Genomic DNA, 16,354 nt, shown 5'->3' on the forward strand with positions numbered 1-16,354 from the left:
GTTCCCGCCGCGGGCGCCGGCACGCGTCAGACGTTCCGCTCGTACACCATCCGCAGGCCGATCAGCGTGATCATCGGCTCGTGCGCGGTCAGGGTGCGGCACTCGTCCTTCACCAGCCAGGCCAGGCCGCCGGTGGCGATCACCGCGCGGACCGGGCCGATCTCCTCGACCATCCGCTCCACGATCCGGTCCACCTGGCCGCCGAAGCCGTAGTAGAGCCCGGCCTGCAGGCACTCCACGGTGTTCTTGCCGATCACCGAGCGCGGCTTGGTCGGCTCGACCTTGCGCAGTTGGGCGGCCCGGGCGGCGAGCGCGTCGAAGGAGATCTCGATGCCCGGGGCGAAAGCGCCGCCGAGGAACTCCCCCTTCGCGCTGATCACGTCGAAGTTCGTGGTCGTGCCGAAGTCCACCACGATCGAGGGCCCGCCGTAGAGGGCGTGCGCCGCCAGGGTGTTGACCACCCGGTCGGCGCCCACCTCCTTGGGGTTGTCGATGGCCAGCTGCACCCCGGTCCGCACGCCCGGCTCGACGATCACACTGGGCACGTCGCCGTAGTACCGCTTGAGCATGGTGCGCAGGTTGCGCAGCGCGGCCGGCACCGTGGAGCAGGCGGCCACCCCGGTGATCTCCACCGCGTCACCGGCCAGCAGACCCCGGAACATCAGCCCGAGCTCGTCGGCGGTCGAGTTGGCATCGGTCTTGATCCGCCAGTTGTGCACCAGTTTGTCGCCGTCGAAGGTCGCCAGCACGGTGTTGGTGTTGCCGATGTCAATGCAAAGCAGCACGGGTGCCCCTAAGAATCACAATCAAGACCCCTAATTTGTACGCGCCACGGCTGCCCCCGACCGCGCCAGGTCGCCTCAACGCGGCCGCAGATCCAGCGCGATGTCGAGGATCGGCGACGAGTGCGTCAGCCCGCCCACGGACATGTAGTCCACGCCGGTCGCCGCGTACGCCGCCGCGGTCGCCAGGGTCAGGTTCCCGGTCGCCTCCAGCTCGGCCCGCCCGCCGACCGCGCCGACCACCTCGGTCAGCAGCTGCGGCGACATGTTGTCGCAGAGCAGGAACGTGGCGCCGGCCGCCACCGCCTCCTGCGCCTCGGCCAGCGTGGTCACCTCGACCTGCACCGGCACGTCCGGGAAGGTCTGGCGCACCAGCCGGTACGCGGCGGTGATGCTGCCCGCGGCCAGCTTGTGGTTGTCCTTGATCATGGCGACGTCGTACAGGCCCATCCGCTTGTTCGTGCCACCGCCGACCCGGACCGCGTACTTCTCCAGCGACCGCAGCCCCGGCGTGGTCTTGCGGGTGTCCAGCACCGTCGCCGTGCTGCCGGCGAGCTGGTCGGCCCACCGGCGGGTGTGGGTGGCCACCCCGGACATCCGGCTGATCAGGTTGAGCGCGGTCCGCTCGGCGGTCAGCAGCGCCCGGGTCGGTCCGGTGATCACGGCCAGCACGTCGCCCCGGACCACCCGGTCGCCCTCGGCGGCGATCTGCCGGAACTCCGCGTGCCCCTGCGAGGTGACCGCGAAGACCTCGGCGGCCACCGGCAGGCCGGCCACCACGCCGTCGGCGCGGGCGACCAGCTCGGCGGTGTCCACCTGGCCGGCCGGGATGGTGGCCTCGCTGGTCACGTCGCGGGCCGGCTCGCCGAGGTCCTCGGCGAGCGCGGTCAGCACGATGCGCTGCACCTCGTTGAAGTCCAGCCCGTAGTCGATCACGCGGTGCCCCTTTCGGCGTGCTGTGCCGGCCCCGGCCTCGCTGCGGCGCAGTCGGTCACGTGGCCCCGTTCGGCGTGCCGGCCCGCCCCCCGCTGCGCTGCGGTCCGGACGATCACGCCATTTCCTGGAAGGTCTGGGTCATCATCCCGTCCGCGCCGACCGCGTCCAGCAGGTGGCCCCGCCACTCGTCGGCCGCGTTCGGGTGATCCTCCCGCCAGTGGCACCCGCGGGTCTCCCGCCGGGTGCGCGCCGAGGCGACCAGCGCGGTGGCGACGGTCAGCAGGTTGGTCGCCTCCCACGCCGCGGTGTTCGGGGTGGCGCGGGACTCGGCCAGCCGGCTCAGCTCCTTGGTCGCGGTCTCCAGCGAGTCGGCGGAGCGCAGCACGCCCGCGCCGCGGGTCATGGCGCGCTGCACCTCGGGCCGGATCGCCGGGTCGGCCACCCAGGCCGGGGTCATGTTCGCCCGCACCGGTTCGGCCTGCGGCGGCAGGTCCCGGTGGATGTCGTCGGCGATCCGCTTGGCGAACACCAGACCCTCCAGCAGCGAGTTGCTGGCCAGCCGGTTGGCGCCGTGCACGCCGGTGCAGGCGACCTCGCCGCACGCGTACAGGCCCGGGATGCTGGTGCGGCCGTGCAGGTCGGTGCGGACCCCGCCGGAGGCGTAGTGGGCGGCCGGGGCGACCGGGATCAGCTCGGTCGCCGGGTCCACGCCGGCGCCCCGGGTGGAGGCCATGATGGTCGGGAAGCGCTGCTCCAGGAACTGTTTGCCGAGGTGCCGGGCGTCCAGGTAGACGTGGTCGGCCCCGGTGGCCCGCAGCACCCGGTAGATGCCCTTGGCGACCACGTCACGCGGGGCCAGTTCGGCGAGCTCGTGCCGGCCGAGCATGAACCGCTCGCCGTTCTCGTCGACCAGGTGCGCGCCCTCGCCGCGCAGCGCCTCGGAGATCAACGGACGCTGCACCGAGGTCACCCCGGAGGAGACGAACGAGGTCGGGTGGAACTGCACGAACTCCACATCGGTGACCTCCGCGCCGGCCCGCAGCGCGAGCGCCACGCCGTCGCCGGTGGAGACCGACGGGTTCGTGGTGGACGCGTAGACCTGACCCATCCCGCCGGTGGCCAGCACCACCGCACGGGCCAGCACCGCGCCCACGCCGTCCTCCGAGCCCTCGCCGAGCACGTGCAGGGTGATCCCGCAGGCGCGGCCGTCGGCGGCGCGCAGCAGGTCCAGCACCAGGGCGTGTTCGACGAGCCGGATCCACGGGTCACGGCGGACCGCGGCGTGCAGCGCGCGCTGCACCTCGGCGCCGGTGGCGTCGCCGCCGGCGTGCACGATCCGGTCCGCCCGGTGGCCGCCCTCGCGGGTCAGCATCAGCGAGCCGTCCGGGTTGCGGTCGAACTCGGCGCCCCGGCGGATCAGCTCGCGGATGCGCGCCGGGCCCTCCTCCACCAGCACCCGCACCGCCTCCGGGTCGCACAGCCCGACCCCGGCGATCTCGGTGTCGTAGGCGTGGGCCTGCGGGGTGTCCAGCGGGTCGAGGACCGCGGCGATCCCGCCCTGCGCCCAGCGCGTCGAACCGTCGTCGATGTTGACCTTGGTGACCACCGTGACGTGCAGACCCTGCTCACGCAGGTGCAGGGCGGCGGTCAGCCCGGCGATGCCGGAACCGACCACCACCACGTCGGTGGTCTCGTTCCAGCCCGGCTCGGCGGCGGCGAGCCGGCGCGGCAGGGCCGGCAGATCCGCGAGAGGTGACATGTGGTCAGTACACTCCGCCCCCGCGCACCCGTCACGCCGGGGGCACCATCAGTGGTCACCGTTACTTGTACTGGACCGGCAGGGCCTTGGTCCCCTTGCCCTTGAGCGACGAGGTCAGCTCGGCGCCGTCCAGCCAGAGATAGCACCGCACGCCCCGGTCGCCCTGGGCCCACACGTCCGCGTTGCCGGGCAGCGACACCACCCCGGTGCGGAACTGCAGGTTCTTGTCGTCCGGCACGCCGGTGTACGCGGCCACCACGCCGCGGCAGCCGTCGTGGAACTCCTCCCAGGCGGCATCCCCCTTCGGGTACGACGCGTCCGCCGGCGCCTGCCACACCCCGGCGAACTCGGCGTTGTGCCGCTGCCCGCAGGAGGCCGCCGGCATGGTGTCGATCGCGCCCCGGGCGTCCAGCCCGATCGCGTAGCAGCCCAGGTCGAGCGGGCTGCTCGTGGCCAGCGCGCCGCGCAGGCTGCCCTGCCGCTCCACCAGAGCCCCGTTGTCCTCGATCGAGTCCAGTTCCACCACCTCGCAGCGGAACCAGCGGGAGCCGCCGGTCCACGCGGCCGGCGACGGGTGGGTCACCCCGATCCACAGCCGCGCGGTACGCCAGGGACCTGCCACGTACTCGGTCGTCGCGCGGTCACAGACGCGGTACGCCGCACGCGCCCCGGCGGAGGTCTCCACCGGCGGCTGCTCGGCGTCCGCGGCCGCGCCGGTGTACGTGCCCACGAAGACCGTCTCGGTGCGGTGCTGCACCGCGCAGTCGACCTCCTCGTAGGTCGCGCGCGGTCCGGTCGCCGCGAAGTTGGCCAGGTGGCATGTCCCGGACATCGGCTCGAACCCGGTCGCCGGGGCCATCGCGCCCCAGTCGTTGGTGAGGTCGCCGTCGACGTTGCCGGGGTTGCCGCATCCGGCCGCGAGCAGCAGCATCACGCCCAGCGCGGCGGCCCGGTCGACGCGTGGACCGGGACCCGATCGGGCACGCCAGTGTCGCATGAAGGGCCCTCCCACACGCCGCCGATGTCCGATTTATCGATCATATGGTGATCACACCGGTTCATCGGCGACGTTCGGGAAAGTCACTCCCGGCACGCACGGGCCGCGACGCGCGGGCGCGGGCCCGGCACGAGGGGCGCTCAGCACGGGTCGCCGGCCGGCACGAGGACGCGACCCGCGCCACGGATCAGTGCGCGGACAGCGTCAGGTCGCCGCGGACCAGCTCACCGGCCATCCCGGCGACCGCCTCGGCCGGGTCCGCGCCCAGCTCGATCACCCGGTTGTCGGCGTCCACGTGCACCACCCGGGGCTGGTAGGCGCGAGCCTCGGCGTCGTCCATCTGCCCGTAGGAAATCAGGATGACCAGGTCGCCGGGGTGCACCAGGTGCGCGGCGGCGCCGTTGATCCCGATCACGCCGCTGCCGCGCTCGCCGGGGATCACGTACGTCTCCAGCCGCGCCCCGTTGGTCACGTCGACGATCGCCACCTGCTCGCCGGGCAGCAGATCGGCCGCCTCCATCAGGTCGAGGTCGACGGTCACCGAGCCGACGTAGTGCAGATCGGCCTGGGTCACGGTGGCCCGGTGGATCTTCGACTTGAGCATGGTGCGGAGCATCAGGCTTCCTTCCGGAGAACGATCGGAACGTTGTCGATCAGGCGGGTGGCGCCGACCCGGGCGGCCACCAGCAGCCGGGCCGGGCCTTCCGCGGGCACGGGGCCCAGGTCCGGGCCGGTCAGCTCCAGGTAGTCCAGGCGTACGCCGGGCTCCTGGGCCAGCACGTCCCCGGCGGCGGCCAGGACCGCCTCCGGATCGCCGTGCCCGGCGCCCGCGCGCAGCGCGCGGGACAGCGCCAGCGCGGCGGTCCGCTCCCGCGGCGAGAGGTACCGGTTACGGCTGGAGAGCGCCAGGCCGTCCCCCTCGCGTACGGTCGGAACACCGACGATCTCCACGCCGAGCTCCAGGTCGAACACCATCCGGCGGATCAGCGCGAGTTGCTGGAAGTCCTTCTCGCCGAAGTAGGCGACGCCGGCGCGGGTGAGCCGCAGCAGTTTCTCCACCACGGTCAGCATCCCGGCGAAGTGCCCGGGACGGCTCGCGCCCTCCAGGATCGCGCCGAGCGGGCCCGGGTTCATCGTGATCGACGGCGCCCCGCCGGGGTAGACGTCGTCCCGCCCGGGAGCGAAGACCACCGCCGCCCCCTCGGCACGGCAGGCCGCCAGGTCCTCGTCGAGCGTCCTCGGGTACTTCTCGAAGTCCTCGTTCGGCCCGAACTGCAGCGGGTTCACGAAGATCGTCACGACCACGAACGGGGAGCGCTCGCGGGCCACCCGGATCAGCTGCCGGTGCCCCTCGTGCAGCGCGCCCATCGTCATCACGACCGCGATCTCACCGGTCGCGGCGTCGAGCGCGGCGGCCAGCTCGTCGCGGGTGTGCGCCACCCGGGTCATGCCGCGCTCCCCACCGTGCGCGGCGCCGTCCGGTCGGTCGCGGCCCGCGACAGCACGTCGAGCAGGGCCGCGGCGTCGTGCGGGCGCAGCCGCCCGGCCGCGACGGCACGGTCCGCGGTGCGCCGGGCCAGGCTCAGGTACGCCGGGACCGCCTCCGCCGGCATCCGGTCCAGGTGCTTCGCGACCGTGCCGGCATCGCCGCGGGAGACCGGCCCGGTCAGCGCGGCGTCGCCCATCCGCAGCGCGTTGTCCAGCGCCGCGGTCAGCAGCGGGGCGAGCACCCGCCCGGGCTGTGCCACACCCGCCGCGCGCAGCACGTCGGCCGCCTCGTTGACCAGCGTGACCAGGTGGTTCGCGCCGTGCGCGAGGGCCGCGTGGTAGACCGGCCGGGCCTCCTCGGCGATCCACTCCGGCACGCCACCCAGGTCGGCGACCAGGCGGGTGGCCAGCGCCCGGTCCCGGGTGGTCACCCCCCAGGCGATCCCGGGCAGCCGGGCCAGGTCGGTGTCCGCGCCGGTGAAGGTCATCGCCGGGTGCAGGGCCATGCCCCGCACGGGGCCGAGCACGTCCAGGCCGTGCGCCCCGGAGGTGTGCGCCACGATCTGGTGCGGCCGCAGCGCCCCGGTGCCGGCCAGGCCGGCCACCACGCCGCGCAACGCGTCGTCGGGCACGGCGATCAGCAGCAGGTCGACGGCGGCGCGGGCCACCTCGTCGGCGGGCCGGATCGCGGCGTCCGGCAGCAGGCGCGCGGCCCGCTCCCGGGAGGCGGTGGAGACGGCGGCGGCGGCGACCACCCGGTGCCCGGCCGCGTTCAGCGCCGCGCCCAGCACGGCGCCCACCCGGCCGGCGCCGATGACGCCGACGGTCAATGCGTTCATGGATCCAGTCCTCGTGTCGGGGTACCGGTCGAGCGCCAGTATGCGCCGTCGTAACACGCGCGTAGCAACCACGTGTGAACAACCGCACCGGCCGGGTTGCCCCGCGCGTACCCCGGACGCCTCTGCCCGGCCGGGGCCACGCGTGGTATCCCGCCCGGAGCGCCGGCCGGGCCCCGCGAGGGCGGCACTAGGCTGGCCCGGTGGCGGCGATCGGGTGGCGGCTCGCGATGCAGTCCGCGCTCTACGGGCCGGACGGGTTCTTCGTACGCCCACGGTCCGGGCCAGCTGATCACTTCCGGACCAGTGTGCACGCGTCCCCGCTGTTCGCCGAGGCCCTGCTGCGGTTGGTCGAGCGGGTCGACGTCGCGCTCGGGCATCCGGCGCGGTTCGACCTGGTGGACGTCGGCGCCGGGCGCGGGGAGCTGCTCGGCGCCCTGTGCGCGAGGCTGCCCGCGGGCCTGGCCGCCCGGGTCCGCCCGGTCGCGGTCGAGCTGGCCCAGCGGCCCGACCGGCTGCCCCCGGAGATCACCTGGCGGCGCGACGTTCCCGAGACGGTCACCGGGCTGCTGCTGGCCACCGAGTGGCTGGACAACGTGCCGCTCGACATCGTCGAGACCGATGAGCGCGGGCGGCTGCGCAAGGTGCTGGTCGACCGGGCCGGCCGCGAGACGCTGGGCGCCCCGGCCGACCCGGCCGAGGTCCTCTGGTCCGCCCGCTGGTGGCCCGGGCCGGGCCGGATCGAGATCGGCGCACCCCGGGACGCCGCCTGGGCGGACGCGGTGAACCGGGTCCGCCGCGGTGCCGCCCTCTGCGTCGATTACGGTCACCGCCGCGACGAGCGGCCGGCCTGGGGCACGCTGGCCGGATTCCGCGGGGGCCGGCAGGTCACGCCGGTTCCGGACGGCGACTGCGACGTGACGGCGCACGTCGCCATGGACTCGGTCGCGGGCGCGAGCGGTCTGCCGTACCAAATCGTCCGTCAGCGTGACGCCCTGCGCGCGCTCGGGATCAGCGGCGCGCGCCCACCGCTCAGCCTCGCCTCCAGCGACCCGGCGGCCTACCTGCGCGCCCTGTCCTCGGCCGGCGCGGCGGCCGAGTTGACCGCCCCGGGCGGCCTCGGCGCGCACTGGTGGCTGTGGCAGCCGGTCGGTCTGGACCTCCCGCTCCGCTGAGGACCGGCCCGGCCGCCGGGGCGGAGCCGCGCACGCGCCACGGCCCCGGGCGGAGCCGCGCACGCGCCACGGCCCGGACGCACCGGGCCGGCTTCGAACCTGGGCCCGACCGGGCACCGCCGACCGTGCGACGATGCGTCTGTGACGGACGCGCTGCGGGAGATGACGGTCGGGACCGGATCCGGGCTCGAGACGGCGGACATGGTCCTCAACATCGGTCCGCAACACCCGTCCACGCACGGCGTGCTCCGCCTCAAGCTGACCCTGGACGGGGAGCGGGTGGTCGCCTGCGAGCCGATCGTCGGCTACATGCACCGCGGCGCCGAGAAACTCTTCGAGGTACGCGACTACCGGCAGATCATCATGCTGGCGAACCGGCACGACTGGCTGTCCGCGTTCTCCAACGAGCTGGGCGTGGTACTGGCCGTCGAGCGGCTGATGGGTATCGAGGTGCCCGACCGGGCGGTGTGGCTGCGGATGGCCCTCGCCGAGCTGAACCGGGTGCTGAACCACCTGATGTTCCTCGGCTCCTACCCGCTGGAGATCGGCGCGATCACACCGATGTTCTACGCGTTCCGGGAACGGGAGACGCTGCAGGCGGTGATGGAGGAGGTCTCCGGCGGGCGGATCCACTACATGTTCAACCGGGTCGGCGGCCTCAAGGAGGAGGTGCCGGCCGGGTGGACCAAACGCGCCCGGCAGGCGGTCGCGGCGGTCCGGCGGCGGATGCCCGACCTGGACGGCATCATCCGCCGCAACGACATCTTCATGGCACGGACCGTCGGCGTCGGCGTCCTGTCGGCCGCCGACGCCGCCGCCTACGGCGCCTCCGGCCCGGTGGCGCGGGCGAGCGGACTGGACTTCGACGTACGCCGGGACGAGCCCTACCTCTTCTACGACCAGCTCGACGTGCCGGTGGTGACCCGCACGGCGGGCGACTGCCACGCCCGTTTCGAGGTGCTGCTCGACCAGGTGTACGTGTCGCTCGACCTGGTCGACGAGTGCCTGGACCGGGTCGAGCGGACCGGCGGGCCGGTCAACGTGCGGCTGCCCAAGGTGGTCAAGGCGCCGGAGGGACACACCTACGCGTGGACCGAGAACCCGCTCGGGGTGAACGGGTACTACCTGGTGTCGCGCGGCGAGAAGACGCCGTGGCGGCTCAAGCTGCGCACCGCGTCCTACGCCAACGTGCAGGCGCTGGCCACCCTGATCCCCGGCTGCCTGGTGCCCGACCTGATCGCCATCCTCGGGTCGATGTTCTTCGTCGTCGGAGACATCGACAAGTGACTCACCAGCGGCCCCGGGCCGCGGCGTCGTCCCGGTAACCGGGCATACCGGCGAAGTCCGCCAGCGAGCCGACGTTGGTGTCGTTGGCCGACGGGCGGTGCCGGCGGGCCCTGTACTGGCCGGAGTCACCGGGAGCGGGCGCGTGGCCGCCGCTGTCCGGCTCGGCGTCGCCGGTGTGGTAGCCGCCGTTGTCGGGTCCGTAGCCGTTCACCGGGTGGTCCGGGTCGTAACCGTTCGCCGGGCCGTCCGGGCCGTAGCCGGTCGCCGGGCCGTCCGGGCCGTAACCGTTCGCCGGGCCGTCCGGGCCGTAACCGTTCGCCGGGCCGTCCGGGCCGTAACCGGTGAGCGGGGCGTTCCCGGGGTAGCCGTTCGGCGGGACGTGCGGGCCGTAACCGTTCACCGGGGCCGGGGGACCGTAACCACTATCGGGGTCGTCGCCGCCGTAACCGGTGCCGCCGTAACCGTTCGCCGCGCCGTCCGGGCCGTAGCCGGTCGCCTGGCCCTCGGGGGCGTAGCCGTTCGCCGGGTCCTGCGGGCCGTAGCCGTCCACGGGGTCGTCGTATCCGGGGGTGAAGTCGCCGTCCGGCCGGGCGGCTCCGGAGTAGCCGCGCGGCGCGCCGAAATCGCCGTCCGGGGCGTCCGGACGACCGTACACCGGTCCGGGCCGGACGGCGGCGGCCGCGCGGGCGGGCGGGCCGGCCGGGACGGAGGCCTGGCCGGCGGAGCCGTAGACACCCTTCTGCGCCGGGATCCCGGCCGGGCCCGGCATCGGCCCGGTGCGGGGCGCACCACCGCCGGGCGCACCACCGCCGGGCGCTCCACCGCTGCGGGGCGCGGCACTGCCGGCCATGCCCCCGGGTGCTCCCCCGCCGCGGGGAGCGCCGCCGCCGGGTGCCCCTCCGTTGCGGGGCACGTTGCTGCCGGGGGCCCCTCCGCCGCGGGGGGCGCCGCCGGGCCCTCCCCCGCCGCGAGGGGCACCGCTGCCGGGAGCCACCCCGCTACGGGGGGCGCCGCTGCCGGGAGCCACCCCGCTACGGGGAGCGCCGCCGCCCGGGGCTCCGCCACCTCGGGGGCCGCTGCTGCCGGCGGCTCCGCCACTTCGGGGCACGCCGCCGCTCGGCATTCCGCCGGGGGCGGGAACTGCGCCGCTACCCGGCATCGCGCCGGCATTCGGTGGGGTGACCGCGGCCCGGGCGGCGCCGACGGCCGGCGGGGGCACCGAGGCGGCGCCGCGCTGCCGGGGCATCGGGCCGGTGGACGGCGCGGGCCCGGGAGCCGCGCCGGCCGGTCCGGAACCGACCGAGGCCGACCCCACGGAGGCGGACCCGACGGAGGCGGACCCGACGGAGGCGGACCCGACGGAAGCGGACCCGACGGAAGCGGAACCGACCGAGGCCGAACCGGCGGCCGGGCCGCCGCCGGTGGCCGAGCCGGTGGCCGAGCCGGTGGGGACGGCGGCCGAAGCACGACCCGCCGGGCCGCCGGGTGACATCGGACGGGCGCTGCCGGCGGCCACCGCGCGGCCGTTGCCGGGGCGCGCCGGCTCCGGAGCGGGGACGGCGGATCGGCCGTAGTCGTCGTAGTACTCGTCCGGCTGATCGCCGTAGCCCGGATCCGGGCCGTAACCGGCCTCGGCGTCGTAGCCGGCGCCGGGGTCGTAGCCGGGGTCGCCGTCGTAGCCGGCCGGCCCGGGGCCGTAGGTGGCGGGATCGTCGAAGCTCTGCGGGCCGCGCACGTTCGGCGGGCCGGTGAAGCCACCCTGCGGCGCACGCCCGTTCGGCTCGAAGCCGCCGCCCGGGGCGAAGTCGCCGGACGCGAAGCCCTCCGGCGCGAGGCCGTCCGGAGCGAACTCACCCTGCGCGAAGCCGCCCGGAGCGAACTCACCCTGCGCGAAGCCGTCCGGAGCGAACTCACCCTGCGCGAAGCCCTCCGGAGCGAACTCACCCTGCGCGAAGCCCTCCGCGCCGAAGCCGTCACCGGGACCGCTGTCCGGGCCGAAGAAACCGCCGTCCGACTCGAGCTCCGCTGCGCGCTCACCGCCGCGAGCCGACTGCGCAGAGTAAGCGCCGGCGGTCCCCGCGGCGACCTGCGCCCGCCCACCCGGTTTGCGCGGGGTCAGCGGCGGACGGTTCGGGTCGGAGCCGCCGGCCGGCGTCGCCAGCTCGGCCCGCAGCTTGTCACGGAGCCGGTCGACCTCCTCCGCCACCCGGTCCTCGACATCCATCCGGAGCAGCACCGGATCGCTGCGAATCAGCACCGACGCGCCGATCAGCACGACGCTGACCGCGATCAGCAGCACGGCGAACCGGGCCGAGTTCGAGTTCCCGCCGACCAGCACCACGGCGGCCGCGAGCGGAGCGAGGATCACCCCGGCCCAGACGAGGCCGCGAAGCAGGCGTGCGCTGTGTCCCGCTGGAGAGTCCCGTTCCGGCATGGGGGCAGATGTTACCGAGAGTGCGTCCGGGACGAAACGGCCGAACGCCGAGTGGCATACACCGACCCGGCGTTCCGCACGTCGTTCGACCGGTTGTCAGCCGGCGGCGAGCGCACCGTCCGAGCTGAGGACCAGACCCACCGAGATGGTGCCCTGCTTCAGGGCGTTCTTGGTGAGCGGGCCGCCGGCGTCCAGCGTGTCGAACCGGCCGGCCTGGAAGTTGTACGTCGTGACCAGGCCCTGCTGGCACTTGGGCCGCTGCGGGCACTCCGCCGGGCCGCCCAGCACGGTGGCCGCGCCGGAGCACTTGCTCGCCAGGTCGGAAAGCGTGCTCACGGCGTACTTCTGGGCGAACGCCGTGGTGACGGCGAACGCGTTCTGGTCCTGCGCCGTGCTGGGCTTGCCGAAGACCAGGCCGCGCTTGTCCCCGAGAGACTTGAGGGCGGCCACCGTGGCGTCCAGATCGGACGACGACGGGTCCGTGGCGTTCTTGTCCACCTTGCCGGACAGGAAGGTCGCCAGGGTCGCGGCATACTCCGGGACGACGGTGATGTCGCCCTTCTCCAGGGCCGGCTCGTACAGCTCCCGGTTGCCGATCTGCTGGACCTTCACGGTGTAGCCGGCGGCGGTCAGCACGATGCTGTACAGCTCGCCGAGCGTGGCGCTCTCGCTGAAGTTCGCCGCGCCGACGGTGACCTTGCCGCCCTGGCCCCGGGCGATGCCCGCGGTCAGGTTGTTCGCCGTGGCGAACTCCTGGGCGGCGGCCTTGGACGACTTGCGGTCGATGTCGACGGCCTTGTTCAGCTCGATCAGCTTGGCGGTGTCGAGCGCCGCGGACACCCTGTCCAGCGCCGCGATCAGCTCGGCGCTGGCGGCCTTCTTGTTGACGGCCGGGATGACGTTGTCGGTGTTCTGCAGCTTCTTGTCGTCGGTCAGGACGACCAGCTCGTTCCCGGCGACCGGGGCGCAGCCCGCACCGCCGGCGGCAGCCGCGGACGGGGGCGCCTCGGTGCCGGAGGAGCCGGCTTCGCCGCAACCGGCAAGAACGACGACGGCCGCGGCGAGGGCGCCGGCCGTGCGGAGGAGATTCAGATGCATACTGCCGCCTTCTGTGCCCCGGTGCCGCCCGGGTGGCGGCTCCGCGTGTCCGACGGGCAGCCGGATGCGTGCCCGCTCTGTGTTTCCGTCATTCCTACCGTGTGGGTATGACAAGATCACCCATTGATGCCGGAGCGTTATCCGGTAGTCACCTCCGCGGCCGGCCGGCGTCGCCCCCGGACCCGCAGCGCCGGTGGGGTGACCAGGCGCTGGAGCAGGGCGAGCAGCCCCTCGACGAGCAGCGCGAGAAGGGCCACGGCCAGGCCGCCGGCGACGATCTGGCCGCCGCCGCCGTTGCTCATCCCGAGCCCGAAGCCGGCGCTGATGATCTGCCCCAGGCCGCCGCCGTTGACCAGCGCGGCCAGCGCCGCGGTCGCCACCACCTGCACCGAGGCGGTCCGCAGCCCGGCGGCGAGATAGGGCACCGCCAGCGGCAGCTCCACCTGGCGCAGCAGCTGCGCCCCGGACAGACCCATCCCGCGGCCCGCGTCGCGGATCTCCGGGTCCACCGACCGCAGCCCGGTGTACGCGTTCGCCAGCAGCGGCGGCACCGCGAAGACCGCGAGGGCGACCACGACCGGCGGCTTGCCGAAGCCGAGCGGGGTCAGCGGCAGGATGGTCAGCAGCGCCAGGGTCGGGATGGCCAGGGTGAGGTTGGCGACCGTGACCACGGCCCCGCCGCCCCGGCCGCGGTGCCCGAGCCAGATGCCCAGCGGCCAGCCCACCGCGCAGCCCAGCAGCACCGCCCACAGGCTGATCACCAGGTGCTCGGTGAGCCGGTCGAGCAGTCCGCCGGGGTTCGTCCAGTTGAGCGGGTCGTTGAGCCAGACGATGCCCTCGTTGAAGTAGTTCATGCCGCCCCTCCGCGGTCGCTCATGCCGCCCGTCCCCGGGTCCACGGCGTCAGCAGCCGGCCGACCCCGGCCAGCAGCAGGTCGAGCACCAGCGCCAGAGCGACGCAGAGCAGCGCCCCGGTGAGGATCTCCGCCCGGTAGAAGTTGTTCCGGAACCCGCCCAGGATCAGGTCGCCCAGGCCGCCCTGGCCGATCAGCGAGCCGACCGTGACCAGCGCCACGGTCGAGACGGTGGCGAGGCGGAGCCCGGTGAGGATGCCGGGGAGCGCGAGCGGCAGCTCGACCCGCAGCAGCCGCCCGAACCGGCCGTACCCCATGCCGGTCGCCGCCTCGACGACCTCGGGCGGCACCTGGGTGAGTCCGGCCAGCGAGTTGCGGACCAACACCAGCAACGCGTACAGCACCAGGGCGATCAGCACCGAGGTGGTGCTGGTGGTGCCCACCAGCGGGGCCAGCAAGGACAGCAGCGCCAGCGACGGAATCGTGTAGAGGATGCCGGACAGTGCAAGAATCGGCGCGGTCAGCGGTTTGATCCAGTAGGCGATCACCGCGAGCGGCACGGCGACGACCAGGGCGATGAGCACGGTCTGCGCGGTCAGCTCGGCGTGGAAGCGCAGGGCGGTGCCGATCGCGTCGGCGTTCTCGTGGACGTACCGCCAGGAGAACCACGGATTCCCCGGGCCGTCATCGGCTGGTGCGGCCACCGGCGTCAACGATGCCGGGCCCCAGGACAGGAGAGACATACGTGGACGCTACCGCGGCATCGATCAATCTGGTGGACGTCGGCAAGGTGTACCCGGACGGCACGGTCGCCGTCGACGGGTTCAGCCTGGAGGTGCGCGCCGGTGAGCTGGCCGTGCTGATCGGCGCCTCCGGCTCCGGCAAGTCCACCATCCTGCGCATGATCAACCGGCTCATCGAACCGACCCGCGGGACCATCACCATCGATGGCCGCAACGTCCTGGAGCAGGACCCGGTGCGGCTGCGCCGGCAGATCGGTTACGTGATCCAGAACGTCGGGCTGTTCCCGCACCAGACCGTCCGGGCCAATGTCGGCACGGTCGCCCGCCTGCTCGGCTGGGACCGCAGGCGGATCAGCGAGCGGGCGGACGAGCTGCTGGAGATGGTCGGGCTGGACCCGGCCCGGTACGCCAGGCGGTACCCGCACGAACTCTCCGGCGGCCAGCGGCAGCGGGTCGGGGTGGCCCGGGCCCTCGCCGCGGACCCGCTGGTGCTGCTGATGGACGAGCCGTTCTCCGCGGTCGACCCGATCGTGCGGGCCCGCCTGCAGGAGGAGTTCCTGCGCCTGCAGGCCACCGTGCGCAAGACGATCGTGCTGGTCACGCACGACATCGACGAGGCGATCCGGATGGGCGACCGGATCGCGGTGCTGGCCGACGGCGGCCGCCTGCTGCAGTACGCGACGCCGGGCGAGCTGCTCAGCCGCCCGGCGTCCACGCAGGTGCGCGACTTCGTCGGCGCGGACCGGGGCATCCGCCGCCTGGCGGTGACCCCGGTCCGGGACGTGATGACCGCACCGGACAGCGCGGCCGTCGACGGCCGGCCCACCGTGGACGTGTCCGCCACGCTGCACGACGCGCTCGCCGTGATGCTGACCGAGGACACCCCGGCCGTGCTGGTCACAGAGGACGGGAACCCGGTCGGTCAGGTCACCCGTGCAGCCGTCTTCGAGGCCCCCGTACCGAAAACCACCCCGGTCTGATCCCGGCCGGCTCTCCCCGTTCCGTTCCGCCCCGACCGCGGCCGGCAACGCCTGTCGCCCGGCGATGACGGGAGCGCCGGAAACGGTGAACGAAGCGGCACCGTTTCCGGCGCTCCCGTCATCGGCTCAACGGGGCGACATGCCGCCGGGCGAAGCGCGGCGGACGAACCCGGTCAAGCCCGTCCGCCCAGACTGGCGAGGCCGACGATCCAGCCGACGAAAAGGCCGTACTGGGCGCCGCTGCCGGCGGACTGGAATGCGGCCAGCAGGGACGGGTTGCTGAGGAAGAGCGTGGCGAGCAGGGCGGCGAACCCGCCCGCGAAGACGTACGCGGCCCAGCCGGCGAAGAACTGGCTGATCGTCCCGCGCGCCCGGGCGAGCTGCGAGCCGGGCAGCAGCAGGAGGAAGACCAGGGTCAGCAGGACGACCAGGATCGCCTTGAGATCGCCGACCACCACGTCGCGCAGCGAGTCGGCGGTGTCGAACTGCCAGGCCGGCCAGTTCAGCAGGCGCAGCCACCAGCCGCCGGCGGTGTTCGCGTCGGTGGTGTCCATGGCCCAGTCGCCGTACCAGGGGCTGCCGAAGACCAGAACGAGTATGAGCGCGGCGAGCGTGCCCGCGCCGGGTGCGGTCTTGTATCTGTTGCCGAGAGCCATGGCCGCGCTATTTCCCGGCCCGCCGACGGGCTCAAACGACAGGCGTCACTACTTGCTGAGGTAGTCGATGAAGGCGGCCCGCAGCAGCGGCTCGTGCGCGCCGAGGTCGCGTCCTTCCAGCTCACGCCAGAGCGCGACGGCCTCGTCGACGGTCGGCCCGATCGAGTGCGGCGCGCCGTCGAGCGAGGCGGCCTCGTCGGCGTCCGGCAGGTGCTTGAGCACCGACCAGAAGAAACGGACGTCACGCTGCTCGCGGGCCTTGGCGAAGGCGCGCTCGCGCAGCTCTTCGGTGGGCAGGGCGTCCAGTTCGGCGAAGCCGGGCGTGGTCAT

General features: G+C 73.9%; 16 protein-coding genes. 3 read left to right on the top strand and 13 right to left on the bottom strand.

What is annotated here, in order from left to right; genetic code table 11:
* Positions 1–26 precede the first annotated feature (26 nt).
* The 7 genes from ACTEI_RS34915 to ACTEI_RS34945 all read right to left on the bottom strand — a co-directional run bounded on the left by ACTEI_RS34915 (position 27) and on the right by ACTEI_RS34945 (position 6,801).
* On the bottom strand, positions 27–785 hold the full coding sequence (locus ACTEI_RS34915; RefSeq protein ID WP_122981532.1) for a type III pantothenate kinase: 759 nt from the start codon (positions 783–785) through the stop codon (positions 27–29).
* 75 nt (positions 786–860) lie between these two features.
* Entirely contained in the window at positions 861–1,718 is an 858-nt protein-coding gene (gene nadC / locus ACTEI_RS34920; RefSeq protein WP_122981533.1) for a carboxylating nicotinate-nucleotide diphosphorylase, read from the bottom strand.
* A gap of 112 nt (positions 1,719–1,830) precedes the next feature.
* The gene (locus ACTEI_RS34925; protein WP_122981534.1) at positions 1,831–3,477 is read right to left on the bottom strand and encodes an L-aspartate oxidase; all 1,647 of its coding nucleotides are present in this window, start codon (positions 3,475–3,477) and stop codon (positions 1,831–1,833) included.
* A 61-nt stretch (positions 3,478–3,538) separates the two neighbouring features.
* Positions 3,539–4,474: a septum formation family protein gene (locus ACTEI_RS34930; protein WP_122981535.1), complete on the bottom strand. Its 936-nt coding sequence runs from the start codon at positions 4,472–4,474 to the stop codon at positions 3,539–3,541.
* A 187-nt stretch (positions 4,475–4,661) separates the two neighbouring features.
* Positions 4,662–5,090, bottom strand: coding sequence for an aspartate 1-decarboxylase (panD, locus tag ACTEI_RS34935; protein WP_122981536.1), 429 nt, complete (start codon positions 5,088–5,090; stop codon positions 4,662–4,664).
* Positions 5,090–5,923 (bottom strand): pantoate--beta-alanine ligase, encoded by an 834-nt coding sequence (gene panC, locus ACTEI_RS34940; RefSeq protein ID WP_122981537.1) that lies wholly within the window; start codon positions 5,921–5,923, stop codon positions 5,090–5,092. Before panC ends, panD begins: the two co-directional genes overlap by 1 nt.
* The gene (locus ACTEI_RS34945; protein ID WP_122981538.1) at positions 5,920–6,801 is read right to left on the bottom strand and encodes a Rossmann-like and DUF2520 domain-containing protein; all 882 of its coding nucleotides are present in this window, start codon (positions 6,799–6,801) and stop codon (positions 5,920–5,922) included. The genes panC and ACTEI_RS34945 overlap by 4 nt, the downstream gene beginning before the upstream one ends.
* A gap of 227 nt (positions 6,802–7,028) precedes the next feature.
* Here ACTEI_RS34945 and ACTEI_RS34950 point away from each other — a divergent pair, with 227 nt between their 5' ends.
* Both ACTEI_RS34950 and ACTEI_RS34955 read left to right on the top strand, forming a co-directional pair.
* Entirely contained in the window at positions 7,029–7,973 is a 945-nt protein-coding gene (locus tag ACTEI_RS34950) for an SAM-dependent methyltransferase (RefSeq protein ID WP_122982609.1), read from the top strand.
* A 162-nt stretch (positions 7,974–8,135) separates the two neighbouring features.
* Complete coding sequence (locus ACTEI_RS34955; protein WP_122982610.1) at positions 8,136–9,260, top strand: NADH-quinone oxidoreductase subunit D; 1,125 nt, start codon at positions 8,136–8,138, stop codon at positions 9,258–9,260.
* A gap of 1 nt (position 9,261) precedes the next feature.
* On the opposite strand, the gene ACTEI_RS34960 is transcribed toward ACTEI_RS34955, so the two are convergent.
* The 4 genes from ACTEI_RS34960 to ACTEI_RS34975 all read right to left on the bottom strand — a co-directional run bounded on the left by ACTEI_RS34960 (position 9,262) and on the right by ACTEI_RS34975 (position 14,388).
* Positions 9,262–11,694: a hypothetical protein gene (locus tag ACTEI_RS34960; protein ID WP_164466234.1), complete on the bottom strand. Its 2,433-nt coding sequence runs from the start codon at positions 11,692–11,694 to the stop codon at positions 9,262–9,264.
* A gap of 96 nt (positions 11,695–11,790) precedes the next feature.
* Positions 11,791–12,792, bottom strand: a complete 1,002-nt coding sequence (locus ACTEI_RS34965) for a glycine betaine ABC transporter substrate-binding protein (RefSeq protein ID WP_122981540.1) — start codon at positions 12,790–12,792, stop codon at positions 11,791–11,793.
* A gap of 137 nt (positions 12,793–12,929) precedes the next feature.
* Positions 12,930–13,646, bottom strand: a complete 717-nt coding sequence (locus ACTEI_RS34970; RefSeq protein WP_122981541.1) for an ABC transporter permease — start codon at positions 13,644–13,646, stop codon at positions 12,930–12,932.
* A 19-nt stretch (positions 13,647–13,665) separates the two neighbouring features.
* Positions 13,666–14,388, bottom strand: a complete 723-nt coding sequence (locus tag ACTEI_RS34975) for an ABC transporter permease (RefSeq protein ID WP_122982611.1) — start codon at positions 14,386–14,388, stop codon at positions 13,666–13,668.
* On the opposite strand from ACTEI_RS34975, the gene ACTEI_RS34980 reads away from it, so the two are divergent.
* Complete coding sequence (locus tag ACTEI_RS34980; protein ID WP_122981542.1) at positions 14,361–15,368, top strand: ABC transporter ATP-binding protein; 1,008 nt, start codon at positions 14,361–14,363, stop codon at positions 15,366–15,368. The genes ACTEI_RS34975 and ACTEI_RS34980 overlap by 28 nt on opposite strands.
* Before the next feature lie 173 nt (positions 15,369–15,541).
* Here the strand turns inward: ACTEI_RS34980 and ACTEI_RS34985 are convergent, their stop codons facing one another.
* Positions 15,542–16,024: a hypothetical protein gene (locus tag ACTEI_RS34985; RefSeq protein WP_122981543.1), complete on the bottom strand. Its 483-nt coding sequence runs from the start codon at positions 16,022–16,024 to the stop codon at positions 15,542–15,544.
* Positions 16,025–16,072: 48 nt separating this feature from the next.
* The gene (locus ACTEI_RS34990; RefSeq protein WP_372443206.1) at positions 16,073–16,354 is read right to left on the bottom strand and encodes a hypothetical protein; all 282 of its coding nucleotides are present in this window, start codon (positions 16,352–16,354) and stop codon (positions 16,073–16,075) included.

The organism is Actinoplanes teichomyceticus ATCC 31121, from assembly GCF_003711105.1.
GTDB classification, from domain to species: domain Bacteria; phylum Actinomycetota; class Actinomycetes; order Mycobacteriales; family Micromonosporaceae; genus Actinoplanes; species Actinoplanes teichomyceticus.